This window comes from Streptomyces sp. NPDC013157 (genome assembly GCF_042899865.1).
Taxonomy (GTDB): domain Bacteria; phylum Actinomycetota; class Actinomycetes; order Streptomycetales; family Streptomycetaceae; genus Streptomyces.
This window is the reverse complement of record NZ_JBIBAK010000016.1, coordinates 163,117-180,519: the sequence shown is the minus strand read 5'-3', so window position 1 is coordinate 180,519 and position 17,403 is coordinate 163,117. Positions and strand designations below refer to the sequence as shown.

15 protein-coding genes and 1 pseudogene are annotated in these 17,403 nt (G+C 72.7%); 8 read left to right on the top strand and 8 right to left on the bottom strand.

Annotation, left to right across the window (positions count from 1 at the left end):
• Complete coding sequence (locus tag ACFY6U_RS38025) at positions 1 to 1,188, bottom strand: FAD-dependent oxidoreductase (RefSeq protein ID WP_390045742.1); 1,188 nt, start codon at positions 1,186 to 1,188, stop codon at positions 1 to 3.
• A 148-nt stretch (positions 1,189 to 1,336) separates the two neighbouring features.
• On the opposite strand from ACFY6U_RS38025, the gene ACFY6U_RS38020 reads away from it, so the two are divergent.
• The 3 genes from ACFY6U_RS38020 (at position 1,337) to ACFY6U_RS38010 (ending at position 3,769) form a co-directional block, all read left to right on the top strand.
• Positions 1,337 to 2,101 carry a TetR/AcrR family transcriptional regulator gene (locus ACFY6U_RS38020; protein ID WP_390045740.1) on the top strand — a complete coding sequence of 255 codons (765 nt, stop codon included), beginning with the start codon at positions 1,337 to 1,339 and terminating at the stop codon, positions 2,099 to 2,101.
• Positions 2,102 to 2,130: 29 nt separating this feature from the next.
• Positions 2,131 to 3,006, top strand: a complete 876-nt coding sequence (locus tag ACFY6U_RS38015; RefSeq protein ID WP_390045739.1) for a PhzF family phenazine biosynthesis isomerase — start codon at positions 2,131 to 2,133, stop codon at positions 3,004 to 3,006.
• Positions 3,007 to 3,160: 154 nt separating this feature from the next.
• Positions 3,161 to 3,769 (top strand): TOPRIM nucleotidyl transferase/hydrolase domain-containing protein, encoded by a 609-nt coding sequence (locus tag ACFY6U_RS38010; RefSeq protein ID WP_390045933.1) that lies wholly within the window; start codon positions 3,161 to 3,163, stop codon positions 3,767 to 3,769.
• Between the two features lie 20 nt (positions 3,770 to 3,789).
• On the opposite strand, the gene ACFY6U_RS38005 is transcribed toward ACFY6U_RS38010, so the two are convergent.
• On the bottom strand, positions 3,790 to 4,656 hold the full coding sequence (locus ACFY6U_RS38005; RefSeq protein ID WP_390045737.1) for an LLM class F420-dependent oxidoreductase: 867 nt from the start codon (positions 4,654 to 4,656) through the stop codon (positions 3,790 to 3,792).
• A 201-nt stretch (positions 4,657 to 4,857) separates the two neighbouring features.
• Between ACFY6U_RS38005 and ACFY6U_RS38000 the strand changes: the two genes are divergently transcribed.
• Positions 4,858 to 6,030: a right-handed parallel beta-helix repeat-containing protein gene (locus tag ACFY6U_RS38000; RefSeq protein WP_390045735.1), complete on the top strand. Its 1,173-nt coding sequence runs from the start codon at positions 4,858 to 4,860 to the stop codon at positions 6,028 to 6,030.
• A gap of 75 nt (positions 6,031 to 6,105) precedes the next feature.
• Here ACFY6U_RS38000 and ACFY6U_RS37995 read toward each other — a convergent pair whose 3' ends face one another.
• Together ACFY6U_RS37995 and ACFY6U_RS37990 are read right to left on the bottom strand one after the other, a co-directional pair.
• Positions 6,106 to 8,640: a hypothetical protein gene (locus ACFY6U_RS37995; protein WP_390045733.1), complete on the bottom strand. Its 2,535-nt coding sequence runs from the start codon at positions 8,638 to 8,640 to the stop codon at positions 6,106 to 6,108.
• Positions 8,641 to 8,789: 149 nt separating this feature from the next.
• Positions 8,790 to 9,848 carry a chitinase gene (locus ACFY6U_RS37990; protein ID WP_390045731.1) on the bottom strand — a complete coding sequence of 353 codons (1,059 nt, stop codon included), beginning with the start codon at positions 9,846 to 9,848 and terminating at the stop codon, positions 8,790 to 8,792.
• 198 nt (positions 9,849 to 10,046) lie between these two features.
• On the opposite strand from ACFY6U_RS37990, the gene ACFY6U_RS37985 reads away from it, so the two are divergent.
• On the top strand, positions 10,047 to 11,087 hold the full coding sequence (locus tag ACFY6U_RS37985) for an NlpC/P60 family protein (RefSeq protein ID WP_390045729.1): 1,041 nt from the start codon (positions 10,047 to 10,049) through the stop codon (positions 11,085 to 11,087).
• Between the two features lie 6 nt (positions 11,088 to 11,093).
• On the opposite strand, the pseudogene ACFY6U_RS37980 reads toward ACFY6U_RS37985, so the two are convergent.
• The 3 genes and pseudogenes from ACFY6U_RS37980 to ACFY6U_RS37970 all read right to left on the bottom strand — a co-directional run.
• Positions 11,094 to 11,201, bottom strand: a pseudogene (locus ACFY6U_RS37980) (DNA-binding response regulator); the annotation flags it as partial.
• 58 nt (positions 11,202 to 11,259) lie between these two features.
• Positions 11,260 to 12,702: an NADP-dependent phosphogluconate dehydrogenase gene (gene gndA, locus ACFY6U_RS37975; RefSeq protein WP_390045727.1), complete on the bottom strand. Its 1,443-nt coding sequence runs from the start codon at positions 12,700 to 12,702 to the stop codon at positions 11,260 to 11,262.
• A gap of 79 nt (positions 12,703 to 12,781) precedes the next feature.
• Entirely contained in the window at positions 12,782 to 13,747 is a 966-nt protein-coding gene (locus ACFY6U_RS37970) for a zinc-binding alcohol dehydrogenase family protein (RefSeq protein WP_390045725.1), read from the bottom strand.
• Between the two features lie 106 nt (positions 13,748 to 13,853).
• Here ACFY6U_RS37970 and ACFY6U_RS37965 point away from each other — a divergent pair, with 106 nt between their 5' ends.
• The 3 genes from ACFY6U_RS37965 to ACFY6U_RS37955 all read left to right on the top strand — a co-directional run bounded on the left by ACFY6U_RS37965 (position 13,854) and on the right by ACFY6U_RS37955 (position 16,306).
• Positions 13,854 to 14,318, top strand: a complete 465-nt coding sequence (locus ACFY6U_RS37965) for a MarR family winged helix-turn-helix transcriptional regulator (RefSeq protein ID WP_390045723.1) — start codon at positions 13,854 to 13,856, stop codon at positions 14,316 to 14,318.
• A gap of 88 nt (positions 14,319 to 14,406) precedes the next feature.
• Positions 14,407 to 15,243, top strand: coding sequence for a M23 family metallopeptidase (locus ACFY6U_RS37960; protein WP_390045719.1), 837 nt, complete (start codon positions 14,407 to 14,409; stop codon positions 15,241 to 15,243).
• A gap of 115 nt (positions 15,244 to 15,358) precedes the next feature.
• Positions 15,359 to 16,306 (top strand): glycoside hydrolase family 26 protein, encoded by a 948-nt coding sequence (locus ACFY6U_RS37955; RefSeq protein WP_390045717.1) that lies wholly within the window; start codon positions 15,359 to 15,361, stop codon positions 16,304 to 16,306.
• 15 nt (positions 16,307 to 16,321) lie between these two features.
• Here ACFY6U_RS37955 and ACFY6U_RS37950 read toward each other — a convergent pair.
• Positions 16,322 to 17,403: NADase-type glycan-binding domain-containing protein (locus tag ACFY6U_RS37950; protein ID WP_390045715.1), on the bottom strand; the 1,082-nt coding region annotated here is incomplete at its 5' end.

Sequence of the window (17,403 nt, the reverse complement as noted above, 5' to 3'; positions counted from 1 at the left end):
TCACGCCCCCTGCCCCACCCCTGTCCCTGCTCCCGCTCCGATGAACATGGCGATCAGGCCGTGCGGGGAGTCGTCGCCGAACATGCGCTCGTGGAGGTCGGCCGCGTCGGCGGCCTCCGCGGCGCTGCGGGGGAACATGGCCTGCTCGTATGCGGTCAGCGCGGTCTCGGTGTCGTCCGGGTGGGCCGCGAGGGCCCTGCCGAGTTCGGCGCCGTCGTACATCGCCAGGTTGGCGCCCTCGCCGTTCGGGATCATGAGGTGGGCGGCGTCGCCGAGCAGGGTCACCCCCGGCACCCGGTCCCAACGGTGGTCGGCGGGCAGGGTGTACAGGGGGCGGAGGACCGGCGCGGTCTCTCCGTCGGTGATCAGCGCGGTGAGCCCGGAGGCCCAGCCGTCGAACTCCGCCGCGATCCGCGCGGCGACCGCGGCGGCCCCGGCAGGGTCGGCGGGACCGGCGGGACCGGCCGGCCCGGTGAAGCCCGCCTCGGCGAACCACTCCTGCGACCTGCGCAGTGCCACGTAGGTGTGGAGGGTCCCGCCGGTCTCCCGGTGGGCCTGGATCCCCTTCCCCGGCGCGAGCGCGAACATCGCCCCGCCGCCGACCGCCTTCGCGGCGGCGGGGTGCCGGGTGTCGGCGTCGTACAGGTAGGTCTCGACGAACGAGGTGCCGGTGTACGCGGGTACGGCCGCGGACAGCAGCGGCCGGACCCGTGACCACGCGCCGTCCGCGCCGACCAGCAGGCCCGTGGCGACGGCGGTGCCGTCGGCGAACGTCACCTCGTGGCGGCCCTCGCCGAGGGCGCGGACGGCGTTGACCTTGCGGCCCCAGCGGACGGTGCCGGCCGGAAGCGATTCGAGCAGGATCCGGCGCAGCTCGCCGCGCAGCACCTCGGGGCGGCCCCCCGTGCCGTCGTCGGCCTGTTCGAAGAGCACGGTGCCGTCGGGGGCGAGGGCCCGGGTCGCCTCGCGGCCCTCCAGGACGAGGGCACGGAACTCCTCGTAGAGCCCTGCCTCCCGGAGCGCCGGCTGGCCGTTGTGCTCGTGGATGTCGAGCATCCCGCCCTGCGCGCGTGCCGCAGGAGAGGCCTCCGCCTCGTAGACGGTGGCCGGGATGCCGTGGACGTGCAGGACGCGGGCGAGCGTGAGGCCGCCGAGTCCGGCTCCGATGATCGTGACGGGCGTGCGCATGGTGACTCCTCGGGGAAGGCGGGGCGGGTCTCTTGCGGCCGGCCGTCCGGAAGATCCGGAACGGAACCGGAACGGAACTGGAACGACATTCCAGACTGGAATGCTGTTCCATGGTGGAACGGTGCTCCAGTCATGTCAAGATGGCGCCATGACAACGCGGACACGCCGGTCACAGCGGCGCACGGACGCGCTCTCCCGCGAGCGCATCGTCGAGGCCGCCGTCGAGCTGCTGGACACGGCCGGCGAGAGCGGACTGACGTTCCGCGCGCTGACCGAACGCCTCGCCACCGGGCCCGGGGCGATCTACTGGCACGTGACGAACAAGGACGAGCTGCTCGCCGCCGCCACGGACGCGGTCGTCACCGCCGCCGTGGCCGTCGGGTCCGCCGTCCAGGACCCGCAGCCGGCGCCGGAGGAGGCAGGGGCCCCGGCCTCGCCGCAGGACGGGATCCGGGCCGTCGCGCTCGGGCTGTTCGACGCGATCGCGCGGCATCCGTGGCTCGCGACGCAGCTCGCCGCGCAGCTCTCCCGCAGTCCCTGGAAGACGGTGACCCCGCGGATCTTCGAGAGCATCGGTCAGCAGGTCCGCGCCCTCGACGTGCCCGAAAGCAGCTGGTTCACGGTGACCTCGGCCCTGGTGCACTACGTCCTCGGCGCCGCCGGCCAGAACGCCGTGAACAGCGCGAGCGCCCGTGCGCTCCCGCCCGGCGTGGACCGCGCCGGGTTCCTCGACACCGTGTCGACGGCGTGGCAGGAACTCGACCCCGACGAGTACCCGTTCACCCGGGCCGTCGCGGACCAGATGCGCGGGCACGACGACCGCCGGCAGTTCCTCGACGGCATCGATCTCGTCCTCGCCGGCATCACCGCCACCCACCGTCCCCGTCCGGGCGACGCCGGCGCCCAGGAATAGCCGTCGGTCCGCCCCACGTTGCCGGGACCATGACGACCCACGCGCCCCGGCCCGAGATCCTGCGCTACACCGCCTTCTCCAGCTCCCCCGAGGGCGGCAACCCCGCCGGCGTCGTGCTGGACGCCACCGGTCTCGACGACGCCGGCATGCTCGCCGTCGCCGCGGAACTCGGCTACTCGGAGTCCGCGTTCCTGACCGCGCCCCCGGAGGGCCTGGGCGGTCCGGACGGACGGGCGTACACCATCCGTTACTTCAGCCCCAAGGCCGAGGTGCCGTTCTGCGGGCACGCCACCATCGCGACCGCCGTCGCGCTCGCCGAGCGGACCGGCCCCGGGGAGCTGGTGTTCGCCACCCGCGCAGGCACCGTGCCGGTGGCGGTGACCGAGGAGGGCGGGGCGATCCGGGCGACGCTCACCAGCGTCGAACCGCACACCGAGGAGATCGCCGACGCCGACCTCGCGGAGGCGCTGGCCGCGCTCGACTGGCCGGCCGCCGATCTCGACCCGGCGTTCCCGTCCCGCATCGCGTTCGCCGGCGCCCGCCATCTCGTGCTCGCGGCGGCGACCCGCGCCCGCCTCGCGGACCTCGCCTACGACTTCGCCCGCCTCGAAGCGCTGATGCACCGCCTGGACCTGACCACCGTGCAGTTGGTGTGGCGCGAGTCGGCCACCGTCTTCCACGTCCGTGACCCGTTCCCCGTCGGCGGGGTCGTCGAGGACCCGGCGACCGGCGCCGCGGCCGCCGCGTTCGGCGCCTACGCCCGTGAGCTCGGCCTGGTCCCCGAGGACGCCGTCCTCACCCTCCACCAGGGCGCGGACCTGGGCCGCCCCGGCGAACTCACGGTGACCCTGCGCACCGGCGACCCGCGCGTGCACGTGAGCGGCACCGGGGCCCGTATCGCCTGAGCCTCCGGTCCCCGGGTCCGGCAGCGCCCTCGATATTCCGTGGCACCGCCGCCGGACCCGGGCGGAGACTCGACCCATGACGTACACGCCGGACGCGCAGGACACGCTGGACGCGGCAGACGAAGCAGCCACAGGGACGACGCGCACGCCGGACATGGCCACCTTCCGGGAAGCCGTCCGCGCCTGGGCCGCCGGTGGTCCCAAGGCGCCCGCGCGGGAGCTCGCCGGCCGGCTCGGCGTGCGGGTCGCCGTGCTGCTGGAAGGGCCCAGCGACCTCGCGGCCGTCGACGCGCTGGCCGCCCGGCGCGCCCGGGACCTGGCGGCGGAAGGGGTCTGCGTGCTGTCGATGGGCGGGGCGATGAACGTCGGCCGGTTCGCACAGCTCCTCGGACCCACCGGTCTCGGCCTGCGCCTGACCGGGCTCTGCGACGAGCGCGAACGCCCCTACTACGCCCGCGGCCTGGAGCGGGCCGGCGCCGCACAGCACGGCATCTTCGTCTGCGCGGCCGACCTGGAGGACGAGCTGGTCCGCGCCCTCGGCCCGCCCCGGGTCGCCGAACTCGCCCACGCCGAGGGCGACCACCGTGCCCTGCGCACCTTCCTGAACCAGCCCGCCCAGCAGGGCCGTACCGCGCAGCAGCAGTTCCGCCGCTTCCTCGGCACGACGTCGGGCCGCAAGATCCGTTACGGCCGGGTCCTCGTCGAGGCCCTGGACCCCGACCGCGTACCCGCACCGCTCGACGCCCTGCTCACAGCGCTCTGAGCCGAGCCCCCGAGCCCGGCTTACCCGCCCGCCGGCTTCAACACCCCGGCCAGCGCCCCGGCCAGCGCCCGGTACGCCGGCAGCGGGTCGGTGCCGGCGGCGTGCAGCACCTGCAGCGCCACATGGTCGGCGCCCGCGTCCAGGTGGGCCCGGACGCCTTCGGCCACCCGGGCCGTGTCGCCGTGCGCGATCAGCGCGTCGAAGAGGCGGTCGCTGCCGCCGTCCGCGAAGTCGGTGTCGTCGAAGCCGAGGCGGCGCAGGTTGCCGACGTAGTTGGTCAGGCCCAGGTAGACGCCGAGCGTGGCGTCGCCGATCGCGCGGGCCTCGGCGGGGTCCGTCTCCAGGACCACCTTCTGTTCGGGGGCGAGGAGCGGTCCGGCGCCGAGGAGCTCGCGGGCCCGGCGGGTGTGCTCGGGGGTGACGAGGTAGGGGTGCGCGGCCGCCGTGCGGTCGCCGGCCAGCCGCAGGACGCGGGGGCCGAGGGCCGCCAGCGCCCGCCGGGCGGCCGGGACACCGCCCGCGTCGAGGACGTCCAGGTAGTCGTTGAGGGCCTCGTACGGCCGTACGAACTCCTTCGTCGCCTCCGGGTGGCCGGCGCCGATGCCCAGCAGGAAGCGGTCCGCGTGGCGTTCGGCGATGCGCCGGTACGCGCGGGCGACGCGGTCGGCCGGGTTGGACCAGATGTTCACGATGCCGGTGGCCAGCACCAGGCGGTCGGTGGCGTCCAGCAGCCGTTCGACTTCGGTCAGGTCCGGGTCGGTCACGTTGCCGAGCCAGAGGGTGCCGTAGCCCAGGCCTTCGAGCGCTACGGCCAGTTCGGGTTCGGTCCTGTCGTGGCGCCACACACCGACGGCGCCGAGGTCGATCTTGCGAGGGATCTCGTCCATGACCGGGACAACCGGGGGGCCGAAGCCCATATTCCGATCACTGTCGAAATAGCCCTCTCAGCCGCACCCCAGACCCCGTTTTGATCACACTCATGAACGGAATTTGCATACATGACTATTGACGCACCCACGCCACCCTCCTAGCTTCGCAGGGAAAGCGCTTTCCGCAAGGTCCCGCACGGAGACGAACGGAGACGAACGATGCACGTGAGACCAGTCATCGCGGCCGTCGGCCTGCTCGCCGGCACGCTCGTCGCACTGTCCGGCGGCCCCGCACAGGCCGCGTCCACGGTGCTGTACGTGTCGCCGAGCGGCACCGACGGCGCGGCGGGCACCCAGTCGGCACCGACCACGCTCACCTCGGCGATCAGCCGCATCGCCGCCGGCGGCACGATCTACCTGCGCGGCGGGACGTACAGCTACTCCGCCACGGTGACCATCCCGGCCGGCTCCGACGGCACCTCCAGTGCCCGCACCACCCTCTCCGCCTACCCGGGCGAGACCCCGGTCCTGAACTTCTCGGCGCAGAGCGAGAGTTCGTCGAACCGGGGCATCCAGCTCTTCGCCAACTACTGGCACCTGTACGGCCTCACGGTCGAGCACGCCGGCGACAACGGCATCTACGTCGGCGGCAGCAACAACGTCGTCGAGCGCGCCGTGACCGCGTACAACCGCGACACGGGACTGCAGCTCGGCCGGATCTCCTCCAGCACGCCCAGCAGCCAGTGGCCGTCGAACAACCTGGTCGTCAGCTCCGAGTCGCACGACAACGCCGACAGCGACGGCGAGGACGCGGACGGGTTCGCGTCCAAGCTGACCACCGGCACCGGGAACGTCTTCCGGTACGACGTCTCGCACCACAACATCGACGACGGCTGGGACCTGTACACGAAGACCGACACGGGAGCCATCGGGCCGGTCACCATCGAGTACTCGCTCTCCTACGGCAACGGCACGCTCAGCGACGGCAGCCAGAGCGGGGACGGCGACCGCAACGGCTACAAGCTCGGCGGCGACGACATCGCCGTCAACCACGTGGTGCAGCACGACATCGCCTACGGCAACGGGCACCACGGGTTCACCTACAACAGCAACCCCGGCACGATGACCGTCTCGAACAACGTGGGCATCGACAACGCCGAGCGCAACTTCTCCTTCGACAAGGGCACTTCGGTGTTCCGTACCGACACCTCGTGCCGGTTCGCCGTCGACGGCTCCAACGACAAGACCGTCGGCGACGCGGACAGCTCCAACCAGTTCTGGACGGGCACCAACGGCTCCCGCTGCGCCTCCTACGCGGGCGCTCTCGGCTGGTCCTTCGCCTCGTCCGGCAAGCTGAACGTCACTTTCGGCGGGACGGTCGTCAACCCGTAGCCGCCCGCCGCACACGACTCGGCCCGGGCGTCCACAGGGTGTGGACGCCCGGGCCGGACCGGTGGAGCTCGGGGTTCAGTTCCGTACCGTCAGGTACAGCCAGCCGCCCCAGGTGTCCGCGTTGCTCGTGTCCTTGGAGCTGTGGACGTACTCCGTCCGCACCCGGAACCGCTGGTTCACCGCGTGGGTGAGGACCAGGTGGGTCACACCGGTGCTGCCCGGCGCCATCGAGAAGCAGGAGGACGTGCCGATGGTGTGCCAGGCGCCGCTGTAGTACTCCTGGGCCTGGAACTTCATGCACTGCCCGGACTTGTCCGGCGTCACCGTGCCGACCACCTGCGGCCGCACGGTGTGGTGGTAGACGCGGTAGGTGACCCCGCTGTAGGTGGTGCTGGTGTAGTAGCCGCCCAGCTTCTCCGCGATCCTCACCCGGGCGGTGGCGGAATGGGTGGCCGTCGCGGGGGCGTAGCGGTAGTCGCCCGCGAAGGACGCCGTGAAGGTGGTGTTGTGCGTGAGCTTGTACGTCACCTTCAGGTTGCCCTTGCTGTCGACCGTGCCGGTCTTCAGGAGCGTCTTCTTGCCGCCGACGGGCGTGGCGTAGACCGAGACCGTGCGGCCGTTGTACGTCGTGCCGAGGTGGGCGGTGACGGTCGCCGTCCCGTCGTAGGCGTAGCCGGCCTTGTCGGTGGTGACGGTCACCGTCGGCCTGACGCGGGACACCTGGACGATCGCCGAGGCGGTGGCCGCCTGGTGGGCCGCGTCGCCGGGGTAGCTCACGGTGTAGGTGTTGGCGCCTCCGACGGCCGGGGTGTCCTTGACCGTGATGGTGCCGTCGGCCGCGATCGGCGCGGTCCAGGTCGCCGGGGTGGTGACGTGGGCGGCGTCGGTGCGGGTGACGGTGACCGTCTCGCCGGCGGGGTAGGGCCCGTTGCCGAGGTCGCCGGTGAAGGAGAGGGCCGCGGCGCGGGTGGCGGTGGCGGGGGCCTTCAGGGTGAGGGCCGGGGTGTAGGGCGAGATCTGGAGGGTCGCGTCGCTGGTGGTCGGTTCGTGGGTGGCGTCGCCCGCGAAGGAGAGGTGGTAGGTGAAGCGTCCGGCGGCCCCCGGGTCGTCGGTCACCGTGAACTCGGTGGTGTCCGGGTCGACGGGCACCGACGGAAGCTGGACGGTCTCCTGGGTGTCCTCGTTCGTGCGGGTGACGTCGACCTCGGTGCCCGGCCGGAGGCTGCCGAGGAGCAGTTCGGTGGTGAGCGTGTCCTTGAGGACGACCGAGTGCGGGGTGGCGGAGGCTATCTCCGGGAACGCGATGTCCGTGGAGAGCCGGGCCACGTACACCTTCTGGGTGGCGGTGGCGGGGCGGTGGGTGGCGTCTCCGGCGTACGACACCTGGTACGTGTACTGGCCCGCGTCCGGCCGGGTGTCGCTGATGCTGAACGTGCCGTCGGCGCCGACCGTGGCGTCGGGCAGGGGGTCGCCGTCACGGGTGACCTGGAGAACGGCACCGGAGGGGAGGAAACCCCGGGTGGCGAGGGCGCCGGTCACGGTGAACTGCTCGGTGGGGGCCGCGTACCGCGGTGGGTTCGTGGTGAGGGTGGTGTCGCTGAGCTTCGCGGAGCCGAGCACGTCGAGGGTGTAGGCGCCGGCGGAGTCCCGGATGACCGCGTAGAGGGTGGTGCCGTCGCCGCCCCAGGTCAGGCCGTCCGGGGCGACGGTGGTGCCGGAGGGGAAGGTGACGTGGTTCTCGGCCAGGTTGGAACCGGCGTAGAGGTAGAGGCCCGCGGTACTGGCCGAGGCGATGGTGCCGTCGGTGTCGATCGCCAGCGAGGCCGGGCCCACGGCGCCGGTGTAGTACGGGGCGGGGTTGGCGCCCAGCAGGTCCGACGTGCGGTAGACCTGCAGGGCGGGCTGCTGGGTGGCGGCGAGCAGGACCCTGGCACCGTCGCCGGTGACCTGGAGCCCGGTCGCGGTGCCGCCGGAGACGTCCGTGTCGGCCTTGGCGGTCGCCGTGCCCGAGGAGACGTCGAAGGTCGCCACGTGGCTGAGGCTCTGCAGCGGTTCCTCGGCCGCGAGCACCCCGCCGCCGGCCGCGAGCACCGGCGGGACCGACCAGTGGGAGAGCGAGGGCGTGGAGACCGTGCCGGACGCGTCGACGGAGCCGATCGCGCCCTTGCCGTCGGCCGTTTCGTAGCCGTACCAGACCTTGCCGCCCGCCACCGCGACGGAGACGGGTGCGCTGCCGGTGCCGGTCGCGTAGCGGGCGGACTCGGTCAGGGTCGCGGTGTCGACGGCGGCGACCGCGTCACCGTCGGCGAGGGCCGCGTAGAGCGTCGAACCGTCGGCCGAGAGCGCGAGGCCGGTGGCGCCCTGCTCGTCGGTGAGGGTGGTGACCGGGGTGCCGGACAGGTCGGTCACCAGGATGCCGGTCGAACCGGCGCCCTGGCTGAAGAAGAGGTGCTGGTGGGCCGGGTCGGCCACCATGTGCGCGTAGCGCGACAGCGGCAGCGACGCCGTGCTGTCCGCCCAGGCGGCGGGGCCGGCGAGGCCGACGGTGGCGGTGGTCAGCCCGGCGACGACGGATATCGCCGCCGAGACCGAGACCTGCTTGAGGCGCATGGAGCTCCGGGGAACAGGATCAGTATGTGATGTGGCTGTGCGGACGATAACCGGACCTGGTGGCCCGATCGTTGTCCGAAAACCTGATCTTCACCATGTTCCGGCAAAGACTCGGCGGGGCGGGTCCGCGACCCGGCCCCGCCGGGGCATTACCGGCGTGGACCGCCGAACTTCGCGAAGGTGTGGCTGAAGTACCAGCGGTCCTGGGCTATTCCGGAGCATGCGTTGGCGCCGCCGGTGCCGACGCAGTCGCCGTTGTCGCGCTGCAGGGCCCAGAAGGAGAGGGTGTCGATGCCCTGGGCGGCGGCCCAGCGCTCGACCGTCGCGGCGTTCTGGGTGGTGAAGGTCTCCGCGGGGCCGAAGTCGTCGATGCCGGGCATCTCGGTGACGCCGACCGTGCCCCACAGGTCCTTGGCGCTCTTGTGCGGGAAGAGGGCGTGGAGCTGGGCGTGCAGGCCGTCCGCGGCGGTCTTCGTGTCGGCGGCCATGTCGTGGGCGGCGCCGTCGTAGTAGTCGAAGGTCATGATGTTGACGACGTCCACGCGCGCGTGGTTGGCGACGGCGTTCTGGAGGACGGCCAGGCCGTCGTCCTCCAGGCCCTTGGTGGTCGTCGGCAGGGTGTAGGAGAACTGGAGCGGCCGGCCGGTGCGCTCGGCCCAGCGCTCGGCCTGGGCGACCGCCTTGTTGCGGCGGTCGATTCCGGCCGTGTTGGCGAGGGAGTCCGCCTCGATGTCGAGGTCGATGCGGCTGATGCCGTACGTCGTGACGAGCTTCTCGTAGACGCCGGCGATGGCGTCCACGTCGGTGCAGCTGTCGGCGAGTTCGGTGCCGGTGGTGTCGGCGCTGTAGCCGCCGAAGGAGGGGATGGCGTTGCCGCCGCGGGCCTGGAGGGCGGCGATGTCGGCGCCGAAGGTCCCCGGGGCTATGGGCTGGGTGGCGTCGCCGTTCCAGTCGGCGGTGCAGGAGCCCGCGGCGGGCGTCTGCAGGAAGGCGAGGGTGAGGTACTTGTTGCCGGACTCGGCGGCGAGCGCGGCGGGGCTGTCGCCGGTCCAGGCCTCGAAGTAGGGGGCCGCGACGTGGGCGGGCATGGGCTTCACACGGTGCGAGGCGGCGTGCGGATCGGCGTGCGCGGCGCCTGCCCCGAGGGCAACGAGCGCGGCGGACAGGGCGGTTGCGGGCAGGGCGTGCAGGGCACGAGTGCGTCTCATGGACGCCCATAGTTGGACTAGACCAATTGACTGTCAAGGTTCTTTACAATCAGCAGACCCTTTCGTTCGATGCAGCATCAGGAGGGGGTCATCTACGGTCAGTTCCGGCCAAGAATTTTCATGCGAAGATTTGAACTGACCATAAGAGAGTCATTAGGGTCTGTTGCCCGAACCTCTGCTCGGAAGGAGCTCGCCTCCGTGGCGTCCCACCGTCGTGCCAAGCAGCCGGGCCGTGCCCGCGTCACCGTGCTCACCTCCGCGGCTGCTGCCGCCGTGGCCCTCAGTTCACAGGCGGCCAACGCCGCGCCCGTCGCGAAGCCGAGCAAGGACGAGGTCAAGTCCCGGGTCGACAAGCTGTACGAGGAGGCCGAGCAGGCCACCGAGAAGTTCAACGGGGCCAAGGAGAAGCAGGAGAAGCTCCAGAAGCAGATATCCGCGCTCCAGGACTCGGTCGCCCGCGGGCAGAAGGAGCTGAACGAACTCCGGGACGGCATCGGCTCCATGGCCACCGCCCAGTACCGCAGCGGCGGCCTCGACCCGTCCCTCCAGCTGTTTCTCTCCTCCGACCCGGACAGCTACCTGGACAAGGCCTCCACCCTCGACCAGCTGAGCGGCCAGCAGGTCGAGACGCTGAAGAAGATCCAGGCCAAGCAGCGCGAACTGGCGCAGGAGCGGGCCGAGGCGACCGGCAAGCTCAAGGACCTGGCCGCCACCCGCACCGAACTCGGCAAGAAGAAGCAGGAGGTCCAGGCCAAGCTCGCCGAGGCGCAGAAGCTGCTCAACAGCCTCACCGCCGCCGAGAAGGCCGCCCTCACCGCCGACCAGGACCGCGCCAGCCGCTCCGCCAGCGAGCGCGTCGACCTCGGCAACGACACCTCCGCCACCGGCAGGGCCGCCGCCGCCTTCGCCGCCGCCAAGACCAAGCTCGGCACCCCCTACGTCTACGGCGCCACCGGCCCGTCCTCCTTCGACTGCTCGGGCCTGACCTCCTGGGCCTACGCGCAGGCCGGCGTCTCCATCCCGCGCACCTCCGAGTCCCAGTCGACGATCGGCACCAAGATCTACTCGGCCTCGGACCTCCAGGTGGGCGACCTGGTCTTCTTCTTCAACGACCTGCACCACGTGGGCCTCTACGCGGGCAACGGGCAGATCCTGCACGCCCCGCGCACCGGCACGGTCGTCCGCTACGAGTCGATGTCCACCATCGGCGGCCCGTTCATGTTCGGCGTCCGCGTCTGAGTCACCTCAGCGGGACCTGCCCCGGGCGTCCTCCAGGCAGTGCAGGACCGCCGCCACCCGGCGGTCCACCCGGTCGGCCGGGGACAGGTCGAGCTTCGCGAAGATGGACCTGACGGCATGTCGTAGCACTCGGCCGTGCCACCGTCCGGCGGGTGTCGGGGCAAGAACCTGCTCAGCCCTCTGTCTCAGGGCGGCCCTCTGTTGCCCAGTGGGTGTGGAAGAAGGTGCCGGGACGGTCGGTGCGGGCGTAGGTGTGGGCGCCGAAGTAGTCGCGCTGGCCCTGGAGGAGGGCCGCGGGGAGGCGGTCGGCGCGGAGGGTGTCGTAGTGGGCGAGGGCCGCCGAGAACGCCGGGACGGGAATGCCCCGGCGGGCCGCGGACGCGACCGTCTCCCGCCACGGCACCTGCGCGTCGGCGATCTCCTTCGCGAACTCCTCCTCGGCCAGCAGGCTGACGAGGTCCGGGTCGGCCCGGTAGGCCGCGCGGATCCGGTCCAGGAAGGACGCGCGGATGATGCAGCCGCCCCGCCAGATCCGGGCCACCGCACCGAGGTCGATCTTCCAGCCGTACTCGGCGGCCGCGTCCTGGATCATCGTCCAGCCCTGGTCGTAGGCGATGACCTTCGAGGCGTACAGGGCGTGTTCGACGCGGGAGGCGAAGCGGTCGGCCTCGGTGGCGCTGAGCGGTGGGGTCGTGCCGCCGGGCAGTCCGGCGTAGGCGGCGCGCAGCGCACTGCGGCCGGACGCGGCGCGCGCGAAGGTCGCCTGGGCGATGGCGGTGACCGGGGAGGCCAGGTCGAGCGCGGTCTGCACGGTCCAGCGCCCGGTGCCCTTCTGCCCGGCCGCGTCGGCGACGATGTCGACGAAGGGGGCGCCGGTGGCGGCGTCGACGTGGGCGAGGACGTCGGCGGTGATCTCGATGAGGTAGGAGCCGAGGCGGCCGCCGTTCCACTCCCGGAAGATGTCGGCGATCTCGGCCGGCGCGTACCCGCCGACCTGGCGCAGCAGGTCGTAGGCCTCGGCGATGAGCTGCATGTCGGCGTACTCGATGCCGTTGTGGACCATCTTCACGAAGTGCCCGGCGCCGTCCGCGCCGACGTGCGTGGCGCACGGCTCGCCGCCCACCTTGGCGCTGATGTCCTCGAACATCGGCCCGAGCACGGCGTACGACTCGGCGGAACCGCCCGGCATGATCGACGGCCCGTGCAGCGCGCCCTCCTCGCCACCGGAGACGCCGACGCCGACGAAGTGCAGTCCCTTCTCACGCAGGGCGGCCTCGCGGCGGCGGGTGTCGGCGAAGTGGGCGTTGCCGCCGTCGATGACGATGTCACCTGGTTCGAGGAGCGGTACGAACTCGTCGATGACGGCGTCGGTGGCGGCGCCCGCCTGCACCATGATCATGAGGCGGCGGGGGCGTTCCAGGGCGGCGACGAACTCGGCGGCGGTCTCGGCGCCGACGAAGTCGCCCTCGCTCCCGTACTCCGCGATCAGCGCGCGGGTGCGGGCCGGGGTGCGGTTGTGGACGGCGACCGGGTAGCCGTGCCGGGCGAAGTTCCGGGCCAGGTTGCGGCCCATCACGCCGAGGCCGGTCACGCCGATGGCTGCGGATGCGTTCACGGGGGGACTCCGTTCTGCGGACGCGTGCTGTGCCCGGAGGTACGGGTGGACGGCGGGCGGGCGTTCAGTTCCGGGACGATCACCTGGGAGATGGGGTGAACACCAGGCGCCGGCCGGGCTCGACGGGGGCGGTCCAGGCCTCCTCGACGTCGGCGAGCGGCACTTCCCGCGCGTCGGCGGTGAGGGTGCCCCGGGTCAGTTCGGTCATCAGGGACGGCAGTTCGGCGACGATGCCACGGGCGGTGACCGAGCCCTGGCCGCTGCCCATGAGCCGCAGGTTCGCCGCGCGCAGCACGGCGGAGGGGAGGGTGATCCCGGGGCCGGCCGTGGCGCCGATCTGGATCCAGTCCAGCGGGGCACCGCGGTCGGTGCGGCGGGTGAGGACGGCCGGGAGGGCGCGCTCGGTCGGCGTACCCCAGGTGTAGTCGAGGACGACGTCGACGTCCGCGGCGGCCTCGCCGAGGCGGGCGTCGGCCTTGTCCGGGTCGCCGGCCAGGGAGACCACGTCGGTGGCGCCGAGGCCGCCGAGCAGTTCCAGGCGCTCGGGGTCGCGTCCGGCGGCCACGATCCGGTCGGCGCCGAGGTGCCGGGCGATCTGTACGGCCATCCGGCCCGCGTTGCCGGTGGCGCCGAGCACCAGGACGCTCCCGCCCGGCTGAAAGGTGATCCGGCGGCGCAGCGCCACCCAGGACGACATGGCGGGATTCATGGCCGCGGCGACGGTCACCGGGTCGGCGCCGGCGGGCAGCGGGACCGCCCGGCGCGGGTCGAGGACCGTCCGCTCGGCCATGGTGCCGGGGTCCCCGTCGTCGGCCACGAAGTACACGACCTGCCCGTCGGGCAGCCGGCCCACGCCGTCGACGCCGGGGATCAGCGGGAGGCGGCCGTCGCTCGTGTAGTGGGTGCCCGCGGCACCGGAGCGGACCCGGGGGTGCAGACCGGCGGCGATCATCTCCACCGGCAGCCTGCCCTCACCTGGTTCGGGGGCGGGGAACTCCTCGAAGCGCGGCGGACGGTCGAACGAACGGACCACAGCGGCATGCATGTCGGCTCCTCGGCTCACATTAGTTCGCGACACCAAGTAAATTAGTTCGTGCTACATACCAAGTCAAGTAGTTGGGGGCGCGTACTAACGCCCGTAGGATGGGGCCATGCAGAACAAGCCAACCGCCGAAACCCCGGGCACGGCCGAGGACATCGAGGACCTGGGACTCGTGGACAGCCTCGCCCAGCTGTCGTTCCTGGTGCAGGGCGCGCTCGGGAAGGTCGCGGCGGAACACGGCCTGTCGGTCGTCCAGTTGCGGCTGCTCGGCGTGCTGCGCGACCGCACGCCCGGCATGCAGGAACTCGCCCACCACCTCGGCCTGGACAAGTCGAGCATGACCGGCCTCGTCGACCGCGCGGAGCGCCGGGACCTGGTCCGCCGCACCCCCGCCCCGCACGACCGGCGCAGCTTCCTGGTGTCGATCACCCCCCAGGGGCAGCAACTGGCCCGGCAGTGCGAGGCGCTCGCCGACCGGCAGATCCGGGACCTCGCGGCCCACCTGACCGACGCCCAGCGCGCCCGGCTCTCGCTGCTCGCGAGCACGGTGGTGAACCACCGCAGCCGGCTCTGAGCCGGGCCGATCATCCGAACAGGCGAAAGTCGTGGCGCCGGGCGCGTGGGGCCGCCCCCCGGCGCACCGGCCGTCAGAGGATCCGAAGATGCGAACGGATGATCTACGGCTCCTCACCGCCGCGCTGGTGCTCCTCCTGACCGGCGCGTTCCTCACCACACCCGCCAAGGCCGACGAGCGCCCGGCCCACTGCGCCTTCGGCACGCGCAGCACCCCGTCCCACACCGCCCGCAAACGCGGCACCGACCGCACCGACCGCAGCCACCGCACCGATCACGCCGATCGCACCGCCCGCTGGACCGCGCCCACCGTCGGCTACCGGCTCTCCGCCCGCTACGCCGCCAGGGGCCGCCTCTGGAGACACCGGCACACCGGCCAGGACTTCGCAGTCCACGCCGGCACGCCCGTGTACGCCGTCGGACCCGGCCGCGTCGTGGCCGCGACCTGCGGCGACGCCTTCGGCAACCAGGTGGTGTTACACCATCCCGACGGCTACTACACCCAGTACGCCCACCTGTCCGTCATCAACGTCCGCCGCGGCCAGCACGTCTCGACGGGCCAGCGGATCGGCTCCGCCGGCTCCACCGGCAACGCGGAGGGCCCCCACCTCCACTTCGAGGTCCGCACCACCCGGCACCTGGGCTCCGAGGTCCCGCCGCTGCCGTGGCTGCGGCAGCACGGCGTGAGCGTGCCCGGAACGCCGTCCCCGGCACACCCCCACCCGGCCCCGAGCACCCCGGCCTCGCCGGCCGCCAGTCCGGCGCCGTCGGCCGGCGGGCCAGGACCCACGTCGTCGCCGGCATCGGGGCACCGCCGACCGGCGAGGCCGCACAGGACTCCGAGGCCGCACAGAACCCCGGTGGGACAGTGGCTCCCGACGCCGGTGTGGGATCCGGCGACGCTGTGGAACCTGACGGCACGGTGAAGCGCGCCGCCGCCGACGGACCCCGGCCGCGGCACGCCGGATACCTGATGCGCACAGGGTCACGGTATGACCACATGGCGTGGCCGCGGTGCGCGGAGCGGCCAGACTGCCTCCCATGGCACGTCTGAGGTTCCTGTGGGTCGCCGCGCTGGTCGCCCTCCTGCTGCTGCCCGTGTCCCGGCCGGAGGTCCCGCGGCCCGCCGCGCCCGGGCCCTTCGGGGCGTACGTCGGGTACGGCGCGGACGGGGTACGGCGGGTGGCTGCGCTCGGGAGCTGGCTGCGGGACCAGCCCCGGGTCGGGCACACCTACCTGCCCGGGGACGTGTGGCGGAACATCGAGGGCGCCCCGGACTTCGTACGGCTGTGGGCCCGTTGGCGGCAGACCGAACCCGACCGGCTCCTCGTCCTCAACGTGCCGATGCTCGAACACACCGAGGCACACGTCCCGGACGCCGAGGTGCGCCGCCAACTGCGGCTCGGGGCAGGCGGCCGGTACGACGTCCACTTCCGCGCCCTGGCCCGCCGGCTGATCGCGGTCGGCGCGCCGGACACCGTCGTCGTGCTCGGCTGGGAGATGAACGGGGACACGTACACCCATCGCTGCGGGCCGGACCCCGCGGCCTGGCGGGCGTACTGGCGACGGATCGTGACCGCCATGCGATCGGTGCCGGGCGCCCGGTTCCGGTTCGACTTCGCGCCCAACCGGGGGCGGGACGCCGTCCCCTGGACCGCGTGCTATCCGGGGGACGGGTACGTGGACGTGCTGGGGATGGACGCGTACGACGCCCCGCGCGGGATGTCCTTCCAGGAGCAGGTCGCCGAGCCGTACGGGCTGCGGGCCCAGGCCGACTTCGCCCGGACCCACGGCAAACCGGTCTCGTACCCGGAGTGGGGACTGTACGAGAACGGCGACGATCCGGTGTACCTGCGCGGGATGCTGGACTGGTTCGCGAGCAGCCGCCCGCTGTACCAGACGATCACCGACTACTGCCCGCACGGCGTGTGGGGGTGCCACGGCAACCCCAGGTCCACGGCCGTGTACCGGTCCCTGATGAGGAGCTAGCCGCCTCCGCCGCCGCTAGGAGTTCGCGCTGGACGGGCCGAAGAACTCGATCTCGGCGATGGCCACCTGGGTGCGGGCCGACGCCTGGTACGACGAGTCGATCGTGAAGCGGACGGAGACGACGTCCGCCGCGCGCAGGTCGCGGACCTGCCCGCCGGCCGCCTGGTCGAGGGTGAGTTCGCGGGTCAGGGACTTGCCGTCGGCGGTCTTTATGGTCGCCGTCAGGCGGTGCGGCAGGGCCGACTTGTTCAGCTGCTCGTTGTGGGTCGACTCGCCGGAGGTGATGACGACGTTCAGGAGCCGGGTCGGCTCGTCGAAGTGCGCCTCGACCCACTCGCCCTCGCCTGCCCCGGCGATGCCCGGGCCCCACCACGTGTTGTTCAGCCTGTCGAAGAGCAGTTCCGGCTTGTGGCCCGCGTACGCGCGGGAGGCGCGGTAACTGTCCGGGGGGACCGGGGCGCGCTTGGCGAAGTGGTCGCGGGTGGCGCTCACCGCCTTCGGCGTGTTGATCGCCAGGACCGTGACGCCGGTGAGGACGACGGCGGCGACGATCCAGGTGAGGACGCGGTCGAAGGTGCGGCGGAGGCGGGGGCGGTCGCCTGCCCACGGGGTCTCTCTGCGGCGGAAGTCGAAGATGCGGCGCCACCAGGGGCGGTGGGCCGCGGGGCCGGTGTCGGGGTGGCCGGCCATGGGCATGGCACACCGGGTGCAGAAGTGGCGGTCGGGGCGGTTGGGGGTGGCGCACCAGGGGCAGGGGGTGCCGCCGTGGGCGCCGAGGTCCTCGCCGGGGGCGCGGACGGCGGTGGGGCGTTGGGGGGTGGGGCGGCCGGGGAGGACGGGAGCGATCGGTTGGGGGGCCGGGGTGGGGGTGGGCTCGCTCACCGGGATGAGGAGGCGGCGGGCCCGGTCGTGGTCGGAGATGGGGGTGGGGGTGGGGGTGGGTGCGGCGCCGCTGTCGGCGGACTGCGGGTGGGGGGTGGGGAGGGGGGTGGTTTCGGCTGTGGGGGACGTGGCGGTGGGTGGGGGCTGGTCGCGCAGTTCCCCGCGCCCCTGAGGGGGCGCTGTGGTCGCCGGTGTTGACGGGGCGCCGTGGCCCT